Source organism: Massilia sp. Masssp93 (assembly GCF_059491295.1).
Genome location: NZ_CP168502.1, coordinates 6,277,530 through 6,296,098, shown reverse-complemented (window position 1 = coordinate 6,296,098; position 18,569 = coordinate 6,277,530). Strand labels below are relative to the sequence as shown.

Sequence of the window (18,569 nt, the reverse complement as noted above, 5' to 3'; positions counted from 1 at the left end):
TACTGGACCGCAGTTCCCTTCTCGCTCCATCCACATGCGCTCCAGCTTCAAGAACGTCGCCCTGGTCACCCTCGGCGTGGTCCTCGGGATCGGCGTCACGATGCAATACTCGGCCCTGGCGAACAAGCCGGTCGCCGGCATGCCCATCGAGGGCCTGCACCAGCTGGCCCATGCCTACAACACGATCAAGGCCGACTACGTCGAGCCGGTCGAGGACCGCAAGCTGCTCACGCAAGCCATTTCCGGCATGGTCGGCGCGCTCGACCCGCACTCGGCCTACCTGGACCGCAAGGCCTACCGTGAACTGCGCGAAGGGACCGAAGGCAAATTCGTCGGCCTGGGCATCGAGATCAACCAGAGCGAGGAAGGCTATGTGCGCATCGTCACGCCGATCGAGGACGCGCCGGCCGCCCGCGCCGGCATCCGGGCCGGCGATCTGATCACGCACGTCGACGGCGCGGCGGTCAAGGACATGGACCTGGACGAGGCCATCAAGCGCATGCGCGGCGAGCCGCACACGAAGGTCGTGCTGACCGTGCTGCGCAAGGACGCGCCGGCGCCGCTGTCGTTCACGATCGTGCGCGACGAGATCGTACAGAAGAGCGTCAAGGGCAAGATCGTCGCGCCCGGCTACGCCTGGGTGCGCGTCTCGCAGTTCCAGGAACCGACCGTCGACGACCTCGCCACCAAACTGGCCGCGCTGGCGCAGGAAGAACCGAACCTGAAAGGCATCGTGCTCGACCTGCGCAACGACCCGGGCGGCCTGCTGCAGGGTGCGATCGGCGTGGCCGCGGCCTTCCTGCCGAAGAATGCCGAGATCGTCTCGACGAACGGCCAGCTGGAAGATTCGAAGGCGCGGTTCTACGGCAGCCCCGAGTACTACCTGCTCAGCCGCGGCAACGACCCGCTCGACAAGGTGCCGGACCTGTATAAGACCATTCCGATGGTCGTGCTGGTGAACACGGGCTCCGCCTCGGCGTCGGAAATCGTCGCCGGCGCCCTGCAGGACCATAAACGCGCGGCCATCGTCGGCAGCCAGACGTTCGGCAAGGGCTCGGTGCAGACGATCCGCCCGCTGGCCGGCGACACCGCGGTGAAGCTCACGACGGCGCGCTATTACACGCCCAGCGGCCGCTCGATCCAGGCGCGCGGCATCGTGCCCGACATCCCCGTCGACGAGAACGCCGACGGCGACGGCCTGAACGCGCTGCGCATGCGCGAGGCCGACCTGCAGCACCACCTCAAGAACGACACCAGCCACGCGCCCGAGGATGCGACGAACCACGACGACATCGAGGAGCAGATGCGCATCCTGGCGGCCGAGCGCACCCGCAAGCCGCTCGAATTCGGCAGCGCCGACGATTTCCAGCTGGCCCAGGCCCTGCATCACCTGCAGGGCTTGCCGGTGCAGTTGTCCAAGCGCGCCCAGCCACCCGCCTCGCTCGCACAACAAGCCCACTGATTTCCCACAACGCCTGTACTGACGGGCTTCCTGTCGAGTAGGCCCTCGGTTCCCACCGTCAGTACGATTGTGTAGAATCGCCTGATTCCCGGGGTGTTGCCTCCCGTTATTGTCTATGAAAGTCTGTCAACCATGAAACCTGTCGTCATCAGCGGCACCGGCCTGTTCACGCCACCGAATTCGATTTCCAACGATGAGCTGGTGACGGCCTTCAATGCCTACGTCGAGCTGTTCAACGCCGAGCATGCCGATAACATCGCGGCCGGCGAGGTGGCCGCGCTGGAGCCGTCCAGCAGCGCCTTCATCGAAAAGGCGTCCGGCATCAAGTCGCGCTATGTGATGGAAAAGGCCGGCATCCTCGATCCGACCCACATGACGCCGCGCATCAAGGAGCGTGCCGACGAGGAACTGTCGCTGCAGGCGGAGATCTGCATCGCCGCGGCGCGCCAGGCCCTCGCGCGCGCGGGCCGCACGCCGGCCGATATCGACATGGTCCTGGTCGCCGCCAGCAACATGCAGCGCGCCTATCCGGCAATGGCCGTCGAGGTGCAGGACGCGCTCGGCATCGAAGGCTATGGCTTCGACATGAACGTGGCCTGCTCGTCGGCGACCTTCGCGATCCAGACCGCGGCGGCGGCCGTGCAGACGGGCCAGGCGCGCGCCGTGCTCGTGCTGGACCCCGAAATCACGAGCGCCCACCTGAACTTCCGCGACCGCGACAGCCATTTCATCTTCGGCGACGCGTGCACGGCCATGGTCATCGAGGCGGCCGAGACGGCCACGAGCGCGCACCAGTTCGAAATCCTCGACTCGAAACTCAAAACGAAGTTCTCGAACAACATCCGCAACAACTTCGGCTTCATGAACCGTTTTGACGAGGACGGCGTCGGCCAGCCCGATAAACTGTTCCGCCAGCAAGGCCGCAAGGTGTTCAAGGAAGTGTGCCCGATGGCGGCCGCGATGATCCGCGCCACCGTCGAAGGCGTGGGCCTGCAAATCGAGGACATTTCTCGCTTCTGGCTGCACCAGGCGAACCTGAGCATGAACCAGCTGATCACGCGCACCCTGCTGGGCCGCGACGCCACGCCGGAGGAAGCGCCAGTCATCCTCGACACGTACGCGAACACGTCGTCGGCCGGCTCGATCATCGCATTCCACGCGCACCAGGACGACCTGGCCAGCGGCAGCCACGGCGTCATCTGCTCGTTCGGCGCCGGCTATTCGATCGGCTGCGTCGTCGTGCGCAAATTGTAGGGTGGGCGGCCTCCGCCCACGCGTTGCGCCAGCACGGCGCGAACATCACGCCAACACGGTGCAAACGTCACGCGTGGGCACGGCGTGCCCACCCTACGGTAGTTCCAGTCCTACAAAGGTGCGCTCCCTGTTCCTCTGGAATAGCGCGTTCCCCGCGCGCATGATCCTTCTGTCAGCGCATCAGCATGCGCAGCTCACAGGAGGATCAAATGTCGAAACAAAAAGGGCCGGACACCACGCATTCCCGCGGCATTGCCAAGGAAAAAACCGTCACCGTCGCGGAAAACAGCCAGCAGCCGCGCGCACCGGGCTGGGTGGCGCCGGGCAGCGCCAACGTCCAGTCGGCCAATGTCGAACAGCTGGGTGCGGCCCTGCGTTCGCGCGGATCGCTGCAGGGCGGCCTCGACAACGCCAACGTGGGCAGCCAGCGCGGCGGCGCCGGCGGCCAGCAGGCCGGCTGGAGCGCCCGCCAGAGCGCCCAGCGCATGCAGGCGCGCGGCGAGGAAGACCGCCTGAACGCGGCGCGCCAGTCGGGCTACGGCGGCATGGAACAGCAGCAGAAAGGCGGCGCGCTGGAATCGCCGACGGGCTCCATGCAGAGCGATGCCAACACCCCACGCCAGGGTGATCAGACGGCGCAGCCGGCATCGGATAATCCCAGCAGGAAGAGCAAGAAACGCAGCAGCGGGGCGGGACAATAAACCTCGAAGCCTGTTACGTCGTCCCCGCGCAGGCGCACTGCTGTCCGGAATAATTTGAGGGGAAATCGCTGAAGGTGTTGCAGGGACTGGTTTACGGGCGTATACCCGAGTCGCCAAACTCAAAAAACCAAAACCCCGCAACATGTTCAGCATAGCTACCTTTCAGGAATTATTAAAGGGCCTGCCCCGCTCGGAGTTCGATCGGCTGGTAAAAAGACACAAGGCCGACAAGTACTCTAAAAAATTCGGGCACTGGCAGCACCTGATCGCAATGATGTACGGGCAGCTCAGTGAAGCGCCGGGCTTGCGGGCGCTGGAGACGGGCTTTAATCATCACCGCTCTCACCATTACCATTTGGGCGCCGGGATGATCAAACGTACGACGCTGGCCGATGCGAACGCCAGGCGCTCCGATACCGTGTTCAGTGACGTCGCCAATTGGCTGATGGGACAGGTGTCGCGTCAGTTGCGCAGCGATAGTGCTGAATTGATGTATCTGCTCGACTCGACGTCGTTGACGCTCAAGGGACGGGAATTCGAGCGCTGGACACAAGAAAACCGCACCCGCAACACCCAGGGTATCAAGGTCCATGTCCTGCTCGATGCCGAGACCCGGACGCCAGACTGGATTTCGTTCAGCGCGGCCAACGTCAACGACGTAGAGAAAGCCTGGAGCGTACCGCTGGTTCGGGGCGCCCTTTACGTCTTCGACAAAGGCTACTGCGACTACGCCTGGTGGAACGCCATCAGTCAGGCTGGGGCGCAGTTCGTTACCCGGTTCAAACGCAATGCCGGCCTACAGATAATCGAAGAAAGAAGCATTCCCGCCGAAGCCGCCGGGGTCGTGCTCAATGATGAAATCGTCCGGCTCAAACATAAGCGTCCCGGAGGACGAGGCAACCCGTACCTGGCATCGCTACGGCGTATCACGATCGCTCGCCCGGAAAAGGACACGCCGCTTGTCCTGGCCACCAACGATCTGGACAGCGCCGCGTTCGAGATCGCCCAGCGTTACAAGGAGCGCTGGGGAATCGAACTGTTTTTCAAGTGGATCAAGCAGCACCTGAAAATCAAAAAATTCCTCGGGCGGAGCGAAAACGCAGTGCGCATCCAAGTGCTTACAGCGTTGATCAGCTATTTGCTCGTGGCGCTCTACAAGCAGCGGCACTCGCTCAAGATCAGTCTCTGGGACTGTCTCGTGCTGATACGCGCCACCTTGTTTCAGCGCCCCGAGATCGAAGCTTCCCGCTATCGACAACGACGGCGACTTCAGCAAGAAATGGCAGAGCTCCAGCTGAGCCTCATCTGATGAAACTGTCAAGAATTTTATTCCGGACAGCAGTGCGCGCAGGCGGGGACCCAATTACCTGGCGCAGCAAATCCGATCTTTCGACTCCGGATACTTAACTTGGGTTCCCGCCTGCGCGGGAACGACGGATGATGACTGCCGGCGCGAAACGACGTATTGGTCCCCGCCCGGACGAAACGAGGTATGGTTTCCGCCCGCGCGGTAACGCCGTGTTCTTGTTCCGGGTTTCCGGGTCATAAACGCGCCGCCAGCTCAGCGCCTTCCCGGATCGCCCGCTTCGCATCCAGTTCCGCCGCCAGCGCCGCGCCGCCGATCTTGTGAAACGCCGGCCCGCCGCGCTGGTCGTCCGGCGGCATCAGCTCCGCCAGGCTTTCCTGCCCGGCACAGATCACCACGTTGTCCACTTCCAGCAGTTTCGCCTGGCCCCCGACCGTGATGTGCAGGCCCGCGTCGTCGATGCGGTCGTACTGCACGCCGGCCAGCATCACGACGCCGTTGCGCGCCAGGGTGGCGCGGTGCACCCAGCCCGACGTCTTGCCCAGGCCCGCGCCCGGCCGCGTGGTCTTGCGCTGCAGGAGCCAGATGCTGCGCGCGGGCGTCGTCCCGTGCGGCTTCGCCAGGCCGCCCGGTGTGGCCACGCGCAGGTCGACGCCCCATTCGCCGGCCCAGTCCTCGACCGGCTGCGGCCGCGCCGCATCCGCATCGTGGATCAGGTATTCGGCCGTGTCGAAGCCGATGCCGCCGGCACCGATGATCGCCACGCGCCGGCCGACAGGGGCCCGTTCGCGCAGCACGTCCAGGTAGGACATCACCTTCGGGTGCTCGATGCCCTCGATGCGGGGACGGCGCATGGTGACGCCCGTCGCCACGATCACGTCGTCGTAGCCGGCTGCGACGAGTTCCTCGCGCGTGACGCGCCGGCCGAGGCGCAGCTCGACGCCGACGAGCTCCAGCTGGCGGCCGAAATAACGGATGGCTTCCGCGAATTCTTCCTTGCCGGGGATGCGCATGGCGATGTTGAACTGGCCGCCGATGCGGTCCCACGCGTCGAACAGCGTGACGGCGTGCCCGCGCGCCGCGGCCACCGTCGCGGCGGACAAGCCGGCCGGCCCGGCGCCGACGACGGCGATGCGCTTGCGGCGCACGGCCGGCCGGTACACGAGTTCCGTCTCGTGGCAGGCGCGCGGGTTCACGAGGCAGCTCGCGCGCTTGTTCGCGAACGTGTGGTCGAGGCAGGCCTGGTTGCAGGCGATGCACGTGTTGATGCGGTCGGCCTGCCCCGCTTGCGCCTTGTTCACCCAGTCGGGATCGGCCAGGAACGGCCGCGCCATCGACACGAGATCCGCGCTGCCCGTGGCCAGCAAATGCTCGGCGTCGGCCGGCATGTTGATGCGGTTAGACGCCACCACCGGGATACCGACCGCGTCCCGCAGCCGCGCCGCGATGGATGCGAACGCGGCACGCGGCACCGACGTGACGATGGTCGGAATTCGCGCCTCGTGCCAGCCGTAGCCCGTGTTGAGGATCGTGGTACCGGCGTTTTCCAGCGCCTGCGCCACCTGCACGATCTCGTCCCACGTGTTGCCGCCGTCGACGAGGTCCAGCACGGAGTGGCGCACCATGACGATGAAGTCGCGCCCGACGGCCGCGCGGATGCGGCGCACGATCTCCACCGGCAGGCGCATGCGGTTTTCGAGCGATCCGCCCCACGCGTCGGTGCGGAGGTTGGTGCGCGCGCACAGGAACTGGTTGATCAAATAACCCTCGCTGCCCATCACCTCCACGCCGTCGTAGCCCGCCTTCTGCGCCAGGCGCGCGCAGCGGACATACGATGCGATGGTCGACTCGACCCCGCGCGCCGTCAGCGCGCGCGGGCGGAACGGAGAAATGGGCGACTTGACGTTCGATGCGGAGACGACGAGCGGCTGGTAGCCGTAGCGTCCCGCGTGCAGGATCTGCAGCAGGATCTTGCCACCCTCCTCGTGCACGGCGCGCGTGACGCGGCGGTGGTTGAACACGTCGCCGCGGAAGTTCAGCGTGCCGCCGAACGGCAGCAGCCAGCCCTGGCGGTTCGGCGAAATGCCGCCGGTGACGATCAGGCCGGCCCCGCCGCGCGCCCGCTCGCGATAGAAGGCGGCCAGCTTGCCGTAGTTCCAGAAGCGGTCTTCCAGGCCCGTGTGCATGGAGCCCATGATGACGCGGTTCTTCAGCGTCGTGAACCCGAGGTCGAGCGGAGCGAGGAGATTCGGATAGGCGTTACCGGGCAGCGAAGCAGTCATGGGGGCGGCGAAAGTGGGAATCCCGGCATTACACCGGGATTTCCTGGAGCCGTGGTTCTAATCGCGCGCGCGGCCGGACGTCAGGCCGGATAACTCTCCGGCGTGCGCAGTTCGGCGAACTGCTCGATGCTGCCGATGCGCACCGTGACGGGATTCAGGCTCGTATGCGGCGCCAGCGAACGCCAGGCGAATTTCCACTCCTTTTCGCGGGCGTCGGCCGCCGTGTGCGAAAACGCCTGGCCGAGGCGCGAACGCACACCATATTCGACGGGACCATCGATGCCGGCCCAGTTGGGCAGCGTGCGCTGGACGGCGCGGTGCAGGCGCTCGCCGAATTCCTCCGTGTTGTGGATCACGAGGCAGCTGTCGGCCGGGCCGAGGACGTCGAACAGCTGCCGGTTCCACGCGGTGGAAAACGACAGCGTCAGGAACCCGTTCTCGGGTTGAAGCTTGAACTGGCCGGTCGACAGCGCCAGTTCCAGCTCTGCGCGCAGGCCATAGCGGTGCAAGGTGGGGGGACGTTGATAGTCGTGCATGATGGTCTCGATTCGTGAAATCTAGTCCGGCCGGGCCGGATCGTCGTGACGGTGGATGCGCATGTAGCGGAACGAGACGGACACTTCGCGCAGCAGGAAGATGAAGCTGGCAATCAGCGCGACCATGGCCACCACGAACAGGCCGGCGATGTAGCGGTCCAGCGGCAGGTTCGTCGTATCGCCGAGGAACAGGCAGGCGATGATCACGCAGATCAGGAAGCCGCAGCCGGTGCTGGACGTGATCGCATAATTGATCAGCCGCCAGCGCAGGTACAGCACGTCGAGCTCCTCGCTGCATTCGGGGTCGGGGCCTTTGCGCAACTCGATCTTGAGGTCGCGGGTACGGTCGATGATGCGCGCGAGGCGGTTCATCAGTACCGTCAGCTTGGTCGCCACGCCCGTGAGCAGGAACACGGGCGCGATCGACAGCTGGATGACATGGCCGATGTCGTTGGTCTGGATATTCATGCTGCGTAGCTTGTCGTTATTGTAAGAAGCTGGGGACAGTGTAGCAGGCGGCGGCCTGTGTCCGGATTACCATCGTTTCAATCGAAGCGGCCGTGGCGCTTGAACTGTTCCGTGGCCGCGACGAGGGCGCGGGCGATGCCGACTTCCAGCGCGCCGTGGCCGGCGTCCGGGATCATGCGCAGGCGCGACCCGGTCCAGGCCTGGTGCAGGCGGTACGCGGACAGCGGCGGGCAGATCACGTCGTAGCGGCCCTGCACGATCACGGCCGGCAGGTGGGCAACGCGGCCGACGTCGCGCAACAGCTGGTCGGGCTCGAGGAACCCGCCCTGCGCCATGTAGTGCGATTCGAGCCGGCCCACGCCCAGGTCGAGCGTGTCGGACGAATGTTCTTCTTCCTGCGGCAGCAGGAATACGCGGCGGCCTTCGAACCGGCTCCACGCGCGCGCGGCGGGCCAGTACTGCTGCGGGTCGTCGGACAGCAGGCGCTTCGTGTACGCCGCCAGCAGGTCGCCGCGCTCCTCGAGCGGAATCGGGGCGATGAATTCGTCGTACAGCTCCGGATAGAACCACTGCACGCCGTACAGGAAGAATTCGATCTCGGCCGGCGTGCACAGGAAAATCCCGCGCAGGATGAAGCCGAGGCAGCGTTCCGGATGCGCCTGCCCGTAGGCCAGCGCGAGGGTCGACCCCCAGGAGCCGCCGAACACGAGCCAGCGCTCGATGCCGAACATGGCGCGCAGGCGCTCGATGTCCTGGATGAGCAGCTGCGTCGTGTTGTTGCGCCATTCGCCCAGCGGCGTCGACTTGCCGGCGCCGCGCTGGTCGAACAGGATCACGCGATACGTGGCCGGATCGAAGAAGCGGCGGTGCTGCGGCGACAGGCCCGCGCCCGGGCCGCCGTGCAGGAACACGACGGGGATGCCGTTGGGGTTGCCCACCTCTTCCCAGTAGATCGTATGCAGGTCGTCCACGGCCAGCATGCCGTGACGGTTCGGGAGGATGGGCGGGAACAGCGACGGCGGGGTAACGGGCATGGCGGATCGGTCTGTGAAAAAACGACAACCGATTGTAGCCTACCGCCCGGCCGATCTAGAAGAAAGTGTTGAGCGCGAAGCGCACGGCGTAGTCGTCGTCCACGGCCAGCAGCAGCGGCCAGCGGTCGAACGTCGTGCACGGATGCGAGATGCCGCAGCCGACCAGGTCACCCACCGCCAGCATGTCGCGCACGGGTCCTTCCGGCAGGCGCAGGTACGCGTGCTGGTCGTTCATCTTGACGATCTCGCAGCCGTCCGGCAGCACGTGCGCGGCGCCGGGGCCGGGCCGGTGGTGCCACAGGGGCAGCGGCAGGCCGGCGTCGTGCGACGCGTCGCGCTTGCCCATCGTCAGGATCGCGAGGCCCGGCTCGGGACGCGACTGTACGACGCTCCAGATCTCGAGCGCGGCCCGCAATCCCTCGCCCTTTGCCGTGCCTTCGCGCGCGTCGAGCGCCTCGATGTGGCGCTGGTACATCCCGTGATCGCTCGTCAGGTAGCAGCCGCTGCGCAGCACGGGGACCAGCGGCAGCGACAGGCCGTGCAATTCCTGGAAGCCGCGCGCGACGAGGTCGAAGTACGACGACCCGCCGGCCGTCACGAGGATCTCGCGCGTGCCGAACAGGCCTTCATCGTCGGCCTCGCGCACGAGCGCGCACAGGCGCGCGACGAAGCTGGACACGGCGCGCAGATCGGCGTCGGAGTCGTCCGATACGAGCAGGCCCTCGTAACCCTCGAAGCCGGCCAGCACGAGGCCGGGCGCGCGCTCGATGGCGCGTGCCACCGTCAGCGCCTCCTCCGGCGTGCGGCAGCCGGCGCGCTTGCCCGACAGGCCCAGTTCGACCAGCACGGACAACGGGCGCGTGAGCGGATGGGCCTCGACTTCCTCGGCCAGGCGCGCCACGCCGGCCAGCGAATCGGCCAGCACGACGCATTCGAAGCCCGCGTCCTCGTGCAGCAGTTGCAGCACCATGCGCACGTCGCCGCGCGCGACGAGCTGGTTCGCGACGAGCACGCGGCGCACGCCGAAACGGTGCGCCACCCGCACCTGCACGGCGTTCGCCAGCGTGATGCCCCAGGCGCCGTTCGCCAGCTGGGCGCCGAACAGTTGCGGGCACATCGTCGTCTTGCCGTGCGGCGCGATGCGCACACCGTGGCGCGCGCAGAAGTCGCGCATCCACTCGAGGTTGTGGCGCAGCGCGGACGTCTTGAGCACCGCGACGGGGTAACTCGTGTCGCCATGCAGCACGTTCCATCCCTGCACGCCGATGGCCCCCTGGCGCAGCGGCGCGATCAACGGCAGGCCCTTCACACCGGGCAGCAATACCTGTTCTTCCAGGCTGGACAAGGCGAGTGCGCCGTGCGGCAATGCGTTCATGTGGTCTTCTCCCATCAAGCGTCGAGGCTGCGCAATTCGTCCTCGAGGTCGACACGCAGCAGGCCCGGCGTCGGCATCACGCCTTTCGAGCCGGGGGTGCGGAAGATGCCCGGCACGAGGCCGTCCTGCTGCAGCTGGGGCAGCAATTCTCCCAGCAGCTCGTCCAGCGCAAAGGCGTGCGGCTCGTAGCCGTCCCACTCGAATTCCGCACACAGCCGGGCGAATTCACGGTCCGGCCACATGGCAAACACGAGCGTGCCATCGTCCTTCTTCGCCAGCGCCCAGCCGTTGCGGTACAGGCCCCACACGGTGCCCGTGGCAGCGACGCGCTTGACGAAATATTCATAACGCTGCGGCGCCGGCAAGCGCACCACGGCCTTCACTTGTTCAGTATCGATCATTGCCCTCTTCCTCGCACGCCCGGCGGCGGCCGTCGGGACGAGGATACGACACGTTGGCCCCATCACGGCGCGCAGGCCGACACCGGGGTCAGAGCCCGGTTTTAGGAAATTTCTCAAAATCGGGCTCTGACCCCGGTTCGTCCTGACCCCGGTTCGTCGTCGAGAGCCCTTCGTCACGCGCAGGAGCCGGTGCAGCGGCGACACCTCCTGCTGTGTCCTGGAAACGTTCTTCGTGCCTCCTTCGGCCGGCAAGCCCAGCGCCACCGCGATCGCTTCCAGCACCGTCGACTTGCCGGCGCCGTTCTCGCCGACGAAAAAAGTGACGTCGGGATGCGGCTCGAGCACGCCCAGTGCGCGCACGGCGGGAATGGTGAACGGATAGCGATCCAGGTCGATCGCGGCCCGCGGGTCGACCTGGACAGCGCGCAGATATGGCTTGGCGGTGAGTGGCGGCGCGCTGCTCCGGAAAGAAAAACACCGCCCGGGGGCGGTGTCGATGCGTGACGGCGCGACGGCCGCTTACTGCATGTGCTGGCCGCCGTTGATGGCGATGTTGGCGCCGGTGACGAAGGCTGCCTCGTCCGACGACAGGTAGGCGACCAGGCCCGCCACTTCTTCCGGCTTGCCCAGGCGGCCCATCGGGATCTGCGGCAGGATCTTCGATTCCAGCACTTCGGCCGGGATGTCGGTGACCATCTTGGTGCCGATGTAGCCCGGCGAGATGGTGTTCACGGTGACGCCCTTGCGCGCCACTTCCAGCGCCAGGGCCTTCGTGAAGCCGTGGATGCCGGCCTTGGCCGCGGAATAGTTGGTCTGGCCGAACGCGCCTTTCTGGCCGTTGACGGACGAGATGTTGATGATGCGGCCCCAGTTGCGCTCGACCATGCCGTCGGCGACGGGCTTGGTCATGTTGAACACGGAATCGAGATTGGTCTTCATGACCGCATCCCAATTAACCTTGTCCATCTTCTTGAACGTCATGTCACGGGTGATGCCGGCGTTGTTGACCAGCACGTCGACGGGACCGACTTCCTGCACGACCTTGGCCACGCAGGCCTGGGCCGAGTCGTAATCGGACACGTCGCATTCGTACGCCTTGAAGTCATGGCCTTGTTCGCGCATCGCAGCAAGCCAGCCTTCCGCTTTCTTGCTGCCCGGCGAGTACGTCGTCACGACCTTGTAACCGAGCGCCGCCAGCTTGATGCAGATCGCTTCACCCAGGCCGCCCATGCCGCCGGTCACTAATGCCACTCTAGCCATCGTCTTCTCCTCGTTTTTCGCTTAAATATAGCGCACACACTTGTTGATTACAGAACCGGCATGGCGCCCCAGCGGTGGCGCCGTGCCGGATTACTTCAGCGCTCGACCGCCAGGGCAACGCCCATGCCGCCGCCGATGCACAGCGCAGCCAGGCCCTTCTTGGCGTCGCGGCGGATCATTTCGTGCAGCAGGGTCACCAGCACGCGCGCGCCCGAGGCGCCGATCGGGTGGCCCAGCGCGATCGCGCCGCCGTTGACGTTGATCTTCGACGTGTCCCAGCCCATCTGCTTGTTGACGGCGACGGCCTGGGCGGCGAAGGCTTCGTTGATTTCCATCAGGTCGACTTCTTCGTGCGTCCAGCCGGCCTTTTCCAGCGCCTGGCGGGCGGCGTCGACGGGGCCCATGCCCATGATGGCCGGGTCCAGGCCGGCCGACGAATAGGCCTTGATGCGGGCGATCGGGGTCAGGCCCAGTTCCTTGGCCTTCGAGGCCGACATCATGATCACGGCGGCGGCGCCGTCGTTCAGGCCGGACGCGTTGCCGGCGGTCACGGAACCCTCCTTGTTGAAGGCCGGACGCAGGCTGGACAGGCCTTCCAGGGTGGCGCCGTGCTTCGGATACTCGTCGGTATCGAAGACGGTCGGGCCCTTCTTGGACGGGATCTCGATCGGGATGATCTCGTCCTTGAACTTGCCGGCTTTCATGGCCGCTTCCGCCTTCAGCTGCGATTGCAGCGCGAACTCGTCCTGTTCCTGGCGCGAGATCTCGTACTTGCGCGCGACGTTCTCGGCCGTCACGCCCATGTGGTACTGGTTGTAGACGTCCCACAGGCCGTCGACGATCATCGTGTCGGTCAGCTTGGCGTCGCCCATGCGGAAGCCGTCGCGCGAACCGTTCAGCACGTGCGGCGAGGCGCTCATGTTTTCCTGGCCGCCGGCGATCACGATCGATGCGTCGCCGCACTTGATGGCCTGGGCCGCCAGGTGAGTGGCGCGCAGGCCGGAGCCGCACACCATGTTGAGGGTGAACGCCGGCACCTTGTCGGGCAGGCCGCTCTTGATGACGGCCTGGCGGGCCGGGTTCTGGCCGACGCCCGCCGTCAGGACCTGGCCCATGATGACTTCGCTGACGGCGGCCGGATCGATGCCCGTCTTCGTCAGCAGGTGCTTGATGACCTGGGCGCCTAGCTCGGCAGCCGGAACTTTTGAGAGCGTGCCGCCGAACTTGCCGATTGCAGTACGGCCGGCGGCCACGATTACGACATCTTCCATATCAATCTCCGGTATCCCGGCCCCAGTGGCCGGGGTTCAATGAGTGGACAGCCCTGCTGTCGGCCTTTTTCTGACCAGGCCTGGAAGAATCCGAAAACCAGCGCAACGGTTGCACTGAACGGCGGCATCCGCATGCATGGGGTGCATCGGATGCGGGAGACACCGGTGTGCGCGGCAGGTCGACCATGTCGTGCGCTTGATGAATCACAATCTCCGCATAGGCTTGGACAGAAAGCCAACAATATTAGTGACCTTGCTTAAAGTTTGTTTAAGCAAAATCAATCTTATCAGCTTATTCATCGGAAAAAACAGTCCTTTTCTTCATTTTGCTCATGGCTGAGCATCTTTATCAGACATTATTTTTGTTCAGGAAACAGGGGTTGCCGCCTGTATAAACCGGACCAAAACCCTTTTCCGTTGGGTGAAATTTCACAGTAGAATGCACGGGCTAAGCCAACCACATTGATTTATGCCCAAAAGCTCGAGCTCCCTGCCCATCGAAATCAAGATCTCCACGGTCGTGGCCATTTCGACCATCCTGCACTCGGCCGATCCGATCGCGATCGATGCCGCGCTCAAGCAGATGACCGGGGGCGTCTCCGATTTCTTCGAGGATGAATTCGCCGTCATCGACGTCGCCGGCATCGCCGAGGAGGCTGCGCACATCGACTGGGAGGCGCTGGTCGCGCTGCTCAGGAAGTATCGCCTGAACGCCGTCGCCGTGCGCGGCGCGCCGGCCGCGCTGCACGACGTGATCCGGGCCCACGACCTGTTCCTCGACGACGGTACGAGCGGCCTGCAGGCCGGCCCCGGCCGCGAACGCGACATGCCCGCCGCCGCGCCGGAAGAACCGGCCGCCCCTGCGCCCGCACCGGTCCAGGCGCCGGCACCGGCGCCCGCCCAGGCGATGATCGTCGACACCCCGGTGCGCGCCGGCCAGCGCATCTACGCGCGCGGGACCGACCTGATCGTGACCGCCGTCGTGAACAATGGCGCCGAGCTCATCGCCGACGGCAGCATCCACGTGTATGCGCCGCTGCACGGCCGCGCCCTGGCCGGCGCCTCGGGCAATGCGGGCGCGCGCATCTTCGCGCTGCAGTTGCAGCCGGAACTGGTGTCGATCGCGGGCGTTTACCGCACGTTCGACGAAGGTTTCCCCCCGGAAGTGGCACGCCAGCCGGCACAAATCCGTTTGGTCGGCGATCGAATCGATATATCATCGCTGGGTTCGGCGACCCGCAACTGAGCGCGCCCTGTACCAGCATTGACCAGATACTGAATAGGACACATTTTTTTCATGGCAAGAATTATCGTTGTAACGTCCGGTAAGGGCGGTGTGGGCAAGACCACCTCGAGCGCAAGTTTCTCGTCGGGCCTCGCGATGCGCGGCCACAAGACGGCCGTCATCGACTTCGACGTCGGCCTGCGCAACCTCGACCTGATCATGGGTTGCGAACGCCGCGTCGTCTATGACCTGATCAATGTCGTCAACGGCGAAGCGAGCCTGACCCAGGCCCTGATCAAGGACAAGCACTGCGACAACCTGTTCATCCTGCCGGCGTCGCAGACGCGCGACAAGGACGCGCTGACCGAAGAAGGCGTGGAAAACGTGCTGAACGAGCTGGTCAAGATGGACTTCGAGTACATCATCTGCGATTCGCCGGCCGGCATCGAACACGGCGCCCTGATGGCGCTGACGTTCGCCGACGAAGCGCTGATCGTCACCAATCCGGAAGTGTCGTCCGTGCGCGACTCCGACCGCATCCTCGGCATCCTGCAGGCCAAGTCGCGCCGCGCCCAGAGCGGCGGCGAGCCCGTCAAGGAACACCTGCTGATCACCCGCTATTCGCCGCGCCGCGTGGAAAACGACGAGATGCTGTCGTACGAGGACGTGCAGGAAATCCTGCGCATCCCCCTGCTCGGCATCATTCCGGAATCGGAAGCCGTGCTGCACGCGTCGAACCAGGGCAATCCGGCGATCCACTTCAAGGACACGGACGTGGCGCAAGCCTACCAGGACGTCGTGTCGCGCTTCCTCGGCGAAGAAATCCCGCTGCGCTTCACCAACTACGAGAAGCCGGGTTTCCTGCAGCGTCTGTTCGGAGCAAAGTGACATGCCTCTGCTCTCATTCCTGTTCCCGAAGAATCAGAAAAGCGCGACGGCGGCCAAGGAAAGGCTGCAGATCATCATCGCCCGCGAACGCAGCGGCCGCGGCGGTCCGGATTTCCTGCCCGCCCTGCACCGCGAGCTGATCGAGGTGATCTCCAAGTACACCAAGGTCAACGCCGAGGACATCAAGATTTCCCTCGACCGCCAGGGCAACCTGGAAGTGCTCGACGTCAACGTCGTCCTGCCGGACGCGTAGGGTGGGCTCCCCGAGCCCACGCGCAACGCTCGCATATTGCCGGCGTCATGCGTGGGCGGGGGCCGCCCACCCTACTCGCCTACGCCACGTTCCCCACCTCGCGCGCCACGCGCGTACAGGCTTCCACGTGCTGGTATCCCATCTGCCGGAACAAGGCGAAGCCGATCGCCGCGGAGGCGATCTGCCCCGCCAGCGGCACGATCTTCGCCGCCGACTTGGCCGCCAGCTTGGCGCCCGACTTGCGTAACAGTTTCAGCACCAGTTCCTTGGTCACGATCTTGCCCACCAGCGTACCGCCCAGCGCCGCCACGGCCTGGTAAGCGGCGATGCGCATGCGCGGCTGCAGCCGGTCGATCTGGTCCGGCGACAGGCCGAACGCCAGGTTGATCTCTTCGACCATGACGGCAAAGCTGGACAGGTCGGCCACGACGTCAACTCCCGGCAGTGGAATCACGGACACGCCCGCCGAAAAGGCGGCGCGCTTGCGCACGATGCCGCGGCAACGCTCGCGCACGCGTTCGATGTCCTCGCCGGAAACCGGCAGCAGGGCCTGGTCGTCCTTACGCTTTCTCTTGAACATGTTAGCTCCTCAACCACAGTTTTGAGGACAGTGTAACCGGGAGTTTGTCCACGGTTTGACACAACTATGACGCAATTTCCCAACGAAAATGTGAATTTATCTGAGGCATCGGTAGCTTTGCGTTTTAAAAGTCTGATATATTTAGTGACATTGTAGGAATGTTCCTACAGTGATGTCCTACAGTCCCACAAGCCGAGACAGCTGAAAATCATGAGAATATCCGTACTGGACAACGACACGACCCAGGCAGAACTCATCTGCCAAGTTCTGAACGGCGCTGGGCACAGCTGTCAAGCGTTCGACAGCGGCAAAGACTTGCTTGGGCAACTCCGCAAGGACAGCACCGATCTGCTGATCGTCGACTGGCAAGTCACCGACGTCCCGGCCGCGGAACTCCTGCGCCGCGCCAAGGAAAAGCTGGCGCCGAATACCCCGACCATGTTCCTCGCCGGCAGCGCGGCCGAAGACGACATCGTGGCCGGCGTCACGGCCGGCGCCGACGACTACCTGGTGAAACCGCTGCGCCGCGGCGAGCTGGTCGCACGCACGCAAGCGCTGTTGCGCCGCGCGTATCCGTCGCAGAACGGCGCGGAGCAACTGCAATTCGGCCCTTATGTGTTCGAAACCCGCCCGGGACGCCTCATGATGGACGGCGAGCAGATCGACGTCACGCACAAGGAATTCAACCTGGCGCTGCTGTTTTTCCGCAACCTCGGCCGGCCGTTGTCGCGCGCCTATATTCACGAGTCGATCTGGGTACGCGAAACGGCGGTCCCGTCGCGCACGATGGACACCCACGTCTCGCGCGTGCGCAACAAGCTGCGCCTGCGTCCGGAAAACGGATTCCGCCTCGTGCCGGTATACAGTTACGGTTATAGGCTGGAAAAGCTGGGCGCGTGAAACCCTGCCGCGGTAGGGGTATAATGGGCGCGCTGCCCAATTTTTGATCACCCATGCAACTGCTCGCCGTCGGCCTCAATCACACCACAGCACCGGTCTCGCTGCGCGAGCAACTGGCGCTGGCGCCCGAGCAGTTGGGCGCCGCGGTGCAGGCCGCACGGGGGTGGTTCTCCCGTTTCAATACCCAGGGCGAGGACGAAGCTGCGCTGCTCTCGACGTGCAACCGCACCGAGATGTATGCCGCCAGCTGCGCGCCCGACCCGCTCGATGCGTCGGCGCGCTTCCTGGCCGATTATCACGACCTGAATTTCGCCGAGCTGCGCCCGCACCTGTACATGCTGCCGCAGCATGACGCCGTGCGCCACGCGTTCCGCGTCGCCTCCGGGCTCGATTCGATGGTACTGGGCGAGGCCCAGATCCTGGGCCAGATGAAGGATGCCGTGCGCGTCGCCGACGCGGCGGGCGGCCTCGGGACCTATCTGCACCAGCTGTTCCAGCGCAGCTTCGCCGTGGCGAAGGAAGTGCGCACGACCACCGAGATCGGCGCGCACAGCGTGTCGATGGCCGCCGCCGCCGTGCGCCTGTCGGAACGCATTTTCGACCGCGTCAGCGAGCAGAACGTGCTGTTCATCGGCGCCGGCGAGATGATCGAGCTGTGCGCCACGCACTTCGCCGCCCACAATCCCAGGTCGATCACGATCGCCAACCGCACCCTGGCGCGCGGCGAGATCCTGGCCGCGCGCTTCAACGGCCGCGCGATCGGCCTCGCCGACCTGTCCGAACGCCTGCCGGAGTTCGACATCGTGATCGCATCGACCGGATCGACCCTGCCGCTGATCGGCAAGGGCCTCGTCGAACGCGCCGTCAAGGTGCGCCGCCACCGGCCGATGTTCATGGTCGACCTGGCCGTCCCGCGCGACATCGAGCCGGAAGTCGGCCGCCTCAACGACGTATTCCTGTACACGGTCGACGACCTCGCCGACGTCGTGCGCAGCGGGGTCGAGAGCCGCCAGGCGGCCGTCGCCCAGGCCGAGGCCATCATCGAAACGCGCGTGCAGTCGTTCATGCACTGGGTCGGCGACCGCGCCGTGGTGCCCGTGATCCGCGACATGCACGAATCGAGCGAAGCGATGCGCCTGGCCGAACTGGAACGGGCGCGCAAGCTGCTGGCCAGGGGAGAAGACATCGACACGGTGCTCGACGCCCTGTCCAAAGGTCTGACCGCGAAATTCCTGCACGGCCCGCAACAGGCCCTGCACCGCGCCCAGGGCGACGAGCGCGCCCGCCTCGCGAGCCTGCTGCCCCAGTTGTTCCGCGGCCGCCGTTAGCGGCCCGCACTCCGTCGTCGTACCCGCGTGCCGCTCCCGCGGCCA

18 protein-coding genes and 1 pseudogene are annotated in these 18,569 nt (G+C 65.3%); 9 read left to right on the top strand and 10 right to left on the bottom strand.

Translation table 11 applies throughout. The annotated features are described in order from the left end of the window. Positions 1-34 precede the first annotated feature (34 nt). The 4 genes from ACEN9Q_RS26340 (at position 35) to ACEN9Q_RS26325 (ending at position 4,726) form a co-directional block, all read left to right on the top strand. The gene (locus ACEN9Q_RS26340) at positions 35-1,462 is read left to right on the top strand and encodes a S41 family peptidase (protein ID WP_495626573.1); all 1,428 of its coding nucleotides are present in this window, start codon (positions 35-37) and stop codon (positions 1,460-1,462) included. 132 nt (positions 1,463-1,594) lie between these two features. Further along, entirely contained in the window at positions 1,595-2,716 is a 1,122-nt protein-coding gene (locus ACEN9Q_RS26335) for a beta-ketoacyl-ACP synthase III (protein ID WP_056445186.1), read from the top strand. 209 nt (positions 2,717-2,925) lie between these two features. Beyond that, a complete protein-coding gene (locus tag ACEN9Q_RS26330; protein WP_056445188.1) occupies positions 2,926-3,417 on the top strand; it encodes a hypothetical protein in 492 nt (163 codons plus the stop codon). A gap of 142 nt (positions 3,418-3,559) precedes the next feature. After that, positions 3,560-4,726 carry an IS4 family transposase gene (locus ACEN9Q_RS26325; protein WP_495626177.1) on the top strand — a complete coding sequence of 389 codons (1,167 nt, stop codon included), beginning with the start codon at positions 3,560-3,562 and terminating at the stop codon, positions 4,724-4,726. Positions 4,727-4,959: 233 nt separating this feature from the next. Here ACEN9Q_RS26325 and ACEN9Q_RS26320 read toward each other — a convergent pair whose 3' ends face one another. From ACEN9Q_RS26320 to ACEN9Q_RS26280, 9 genes and pseudogenes are all read right to left on the bottom strand, one after another. Then, positions 4,960-7,005, bottom strand: a complete 2,046-nt coding sequence (locus tag ACEN9Q_RS26320) for a 2,4-dienoyl-CoA reductase FMN-binding domain-containing protein (RefSeq protein ID WP_495626572.1) — start codon at positions 7,003-7,005, stop codon at positions 4,960-4,962. A gap of 80 nt (positions 7,006-7,085) precedes the next feature. Next, entirely contained in the window at positions 7,086-7,541 is a 456-nt protein-coding gene (locus ACEN9Q_RS26315) for a hypothetical protein (RefSeq protein WP_056445190.1), read from the bottom strand. Between the two features lie 21 nt (positions 7,542-7,562). After that, positions 7,563-8,009, bottom strand: a complete 447-nt coding sequence (locus ACEN9Q_RS26310) for a DUF2721 domain-containing protein (RefSeq protein ID WP_056445193.1) — start codon at positions 8,007-8,009, stop codon at positions 7,563-7,565. Positions 8,010-8,086: 77 nt separating this feature from the next. After that, positions 8,087-9,043 carry a prolyl aminopeptidase gene (gene pip / locus ACEN9Q_RS26305; protein WP_056445196.1) on the bottom strand — a complete coding sequence of 319 codons (957 nt, stop codon included), beginning with the start codon at positions 9,041-9,043 and terminating at the stop codon, positions 8,087-8,089. 55 nt (positions 9,044-9,098) lie between these two features. Further along, a complete protein-coding gene (locus tag ACEN9Q_RS26300; RefSeq protein WP_495626571.1) occupies positions 9,099-10,418 on the bottom strand; it encodes an amino acid deaminase in 1,320 nt (439 codons plus the stop codon). A 14-nt stretch (positions 10,419-10,432) separates the two neighbouring features. Continuing rightward, positions 10,433-10,819, bottom strand: a complete 387-nt coding sequence (locus ACEN9Q_RS26295; protein ID WP_056445274.1) for a DUF2750 domain-containing protein — start codon at positions 10,817-10,819, stop codon at positions 10,433-10,435. 234 nt (positions 10,820-11,053) lie between these two features. Further along, a pseudogene (locus tag ACEN9Q_RS26290) lies at positions 11,054-11,164 on the bottom strand (AAA family ATPase); the annotation flags it as partial. A 174-nt stretch (positions 11,165-11,338) separates the two neighbouring features. Next, positions 11,339-12,079, bottom strand: coding sequence for an acetoacetyl-CoA reductase (gene phbB / locus ACEN9Q_RS26285; RefSeq protein WP_056445199.1), 741 nt, complete (start codon positions 12,077-12,079; stop codon positions 11,339-11,341). Positions 12,080-12,174: 95 nt separating this feature from the next. Beyond that, positions 12,175-13,350 (bottom strand): acetyl-CoA C-acetyltransferase, encoded by a 1,176-nt coding sequence (locus ACEN9Q_RS26280; RefSeq protein WP_056445203.1) that lies wholly within the window; start codon positions 13,348-13,350, stop codon positions 12,175-12,177. 469 nt (positions 13,351-13,819) lie between these two features. Here ACEN9Q_RS26280 and minC point away from each other — a divergent pair, with 469 nt between their 5' ends. The 3 genes from minC to minE are packed head-to-tail and all read left to right on the top strand — an operon-like array spanning position 13,820 to position 15,716. Continuing rightward, positions 13,820-14,596, top strand: a complete 777-nt coding sequence (gene minC / locus ACEN9Q_RS26275) for a septum site-determining protein MinC (RefSeq protein ID WP_495626570.1) — start codon at positions 13,820-13,822, stop codon at positions 14,594-14,596. A 51-nt stretch (positions 14,597-14,647) separates the two neighbouring features. After that, the gene (gene minD / locus ACEN9Q_RS26270) at positions 14,648-15,463 is read left to right on the top strand and encodes a septum site-determining protein MinD (protein ID WP_056445209.1); all 816 of its coding nucleotides are present in this window, start codon (positions 14,648-14,650) and stop codon (positions 15,461-15,463) included. Between the two features lies 1 nt (position 15,464). After that, the gene (gene minE / locus ACEN9Q_RS26265) at positions 15,465-15,716 is read left to right on the top strand and encodes a cell division topological specificity factor MinE (RefSeq protein ID WP_036231293.1); all 252 of its coding nucleotides are present in this window, start codon (positions 15,465-15,467) and stop codon (positions 15,714-15,716) included. Between the two features lie 79 nt (positions 15,717-15,795). Here the strand turns inward: minE and ACEN9Q_RS26260 are convergent, their stop codons facing one another. Beyond that, positions 15,796-16,296, bottom strand: coding sequence for a hypothetical protein (locus ACEN9Q_RS26260; protein ID WP_056445212.1), 501 nt, complete (start codon positions 16,294-16,296; stop codon positions 15,796-15,798). A gap of 210 nt (positions 16,297-16,506) precedes the next feature. Here ACEN9Q_RS26260 and ACEN9Q_RS26255 point away from each other — a divergent pair, with 210 nt between their 5' ends. Continuing rightward, a complete protein-coding gene (locus tag ACEN9Q_RS26255) occupies positions 16,507-17,196 on the top strand; it encodes a response regulator transcription factor (protein ID WP_056445216.1) in 690 nt (229 codons plus the stop codon). Positions 17,197-17,249: 53 nt separating this feature from the next. Continuing rightward, positions 17,250-18,524, top strand: a complete 1,275-nt coding sequence (gene hemA, locus ACEN9Q_RS26250; protein WP_056445219.1) for a glutamyl-tRNA reductase — start codon at positions 17,250-17,252, stop codon at positions 18,522-18,524. Positions 18,525-18,569 lie beyond the last annotated feature (45 nt).

Coding starts and splice junctions, on each gene's coding strand:
- ACEN9Q_RS26340 (WP_495626573.1), top strand. CDS start 35: ATGCGCTCCAGCTTCAAGAACGTCGCCCTGGTCACCCTCGGCGTGGTC.
- ACEN9Q_RS26335 (WP_056445186.1), top strand. CDS start 1,595: ATGAAACCTGTCGTCATCAGCGGCACCGGCCTGTTCACGCCACCGAAT.
- ACEN9Q_RS26330 (WP_056445188.1), top strand. CDS start 2,926: ATGTCGAAACAAAAAGGGCCGGACACCACGCATTCCCGCGGCATTGCC.
- ACEN9Q_RS26325 (WP_495626177.1), top strand. CDS start 3,560: ATGTTCAGCATAGCTACCTTTCAGGAATTATTAAAGGGCCTGCCCCGC.
- ACEN9Q_RS26320 (WP_495626572.1), bottom strand. CDS start 7,005: ATGACTGCTTCGCTGCCCGGTAACGCCTATCCGAATCTCCTCGCTCCG.
- ACEN9Q_RS26315 (WP_056445190.1), bottom strand. CDS start 7,541: ATGCACGACTATCAACGTCCCCCCACCTTGCACCGCTATGGCCTGCGC.
- ACEN9Q_RS26310 (WP_056445193.1), bottom strand. CDS start 8,009: ATGAATATCCAGACCAACGACATCGGCCATGTCATCCAGCTGTCGATC.
- pip (WP_056445196.1), bottom strand. CDS start 9,043: ATGCCCGTTACCCCGCCGTCGCTGTTCCCGCCCATCCTCCCGAACCGT.
- ACEN9Q_RS26300 (WP_495626571.1), bottom strand. CDS start 10,418: ATGAACGCATTGCCGCACGGCGCACTCGCCTTGTCCAGCCTGGAAGAA.
- ACEN9Q_RS26295 (WP_056445274.1), bottom strand. CDS start 10,819: ATGATCGATACTGAACAAGTGAAGGCCGTGGTGCGCTTGCCGGCGCCG.
- phbB (WP_056445199.1), bottom strand. CDS start 12,079: ATGGCTAGAGTGGCATTAGTGACCGGCGGCATGGGCGGCCTGGGTGAA.
- ACEN9Q_RS26280 (WP_056445203.1), bottom strand. CDS start 13,350: ATGGAAGATGTCGTAATCGTGGCCGCCGGCCGTACTGCAATCGGCAAG.
- minC (WP_495626570.1), top strand. CDS start 13,820: ATGCCCAAAAGCTCGAGCTCCCTGCCCATCGAAATCAAGATCTCCACG.
- minD (WP_056445209.1), top strand. CDS start 14,648: ATGGCAAGAATTATCGTTGTAACGTCCGGTAAGGGCGGTGTGGGCAAG.
- minE (WP_036231293.1), top strand. CDS start 15,465: ATGCCTCTGCTCTCATTCCTGTTCCCGAAGAATCAGAAAAGCGCGACG.
- ACEN9Q_RS26260 (WP_056445212.1), bottom strand. CDS start 16,296: ATGTTCAAGAGAAAGCGTAAGGACGACCAGGCCCTGCTGCCGGTTTCC.
- ACEN9Q_RS26255 (WP_056445216.1), top strand. CDS start 16,507: ATGAGAATATCCGTACTGGACAACGACACGACCCAGGCAGAACTCATC.
- hemA (WP_056445219.1), top strand. CDS start 17,250: ATGCAACTGCTCGCCGTCGGCCTCAATCACACCACAGCACCGGTCTCG.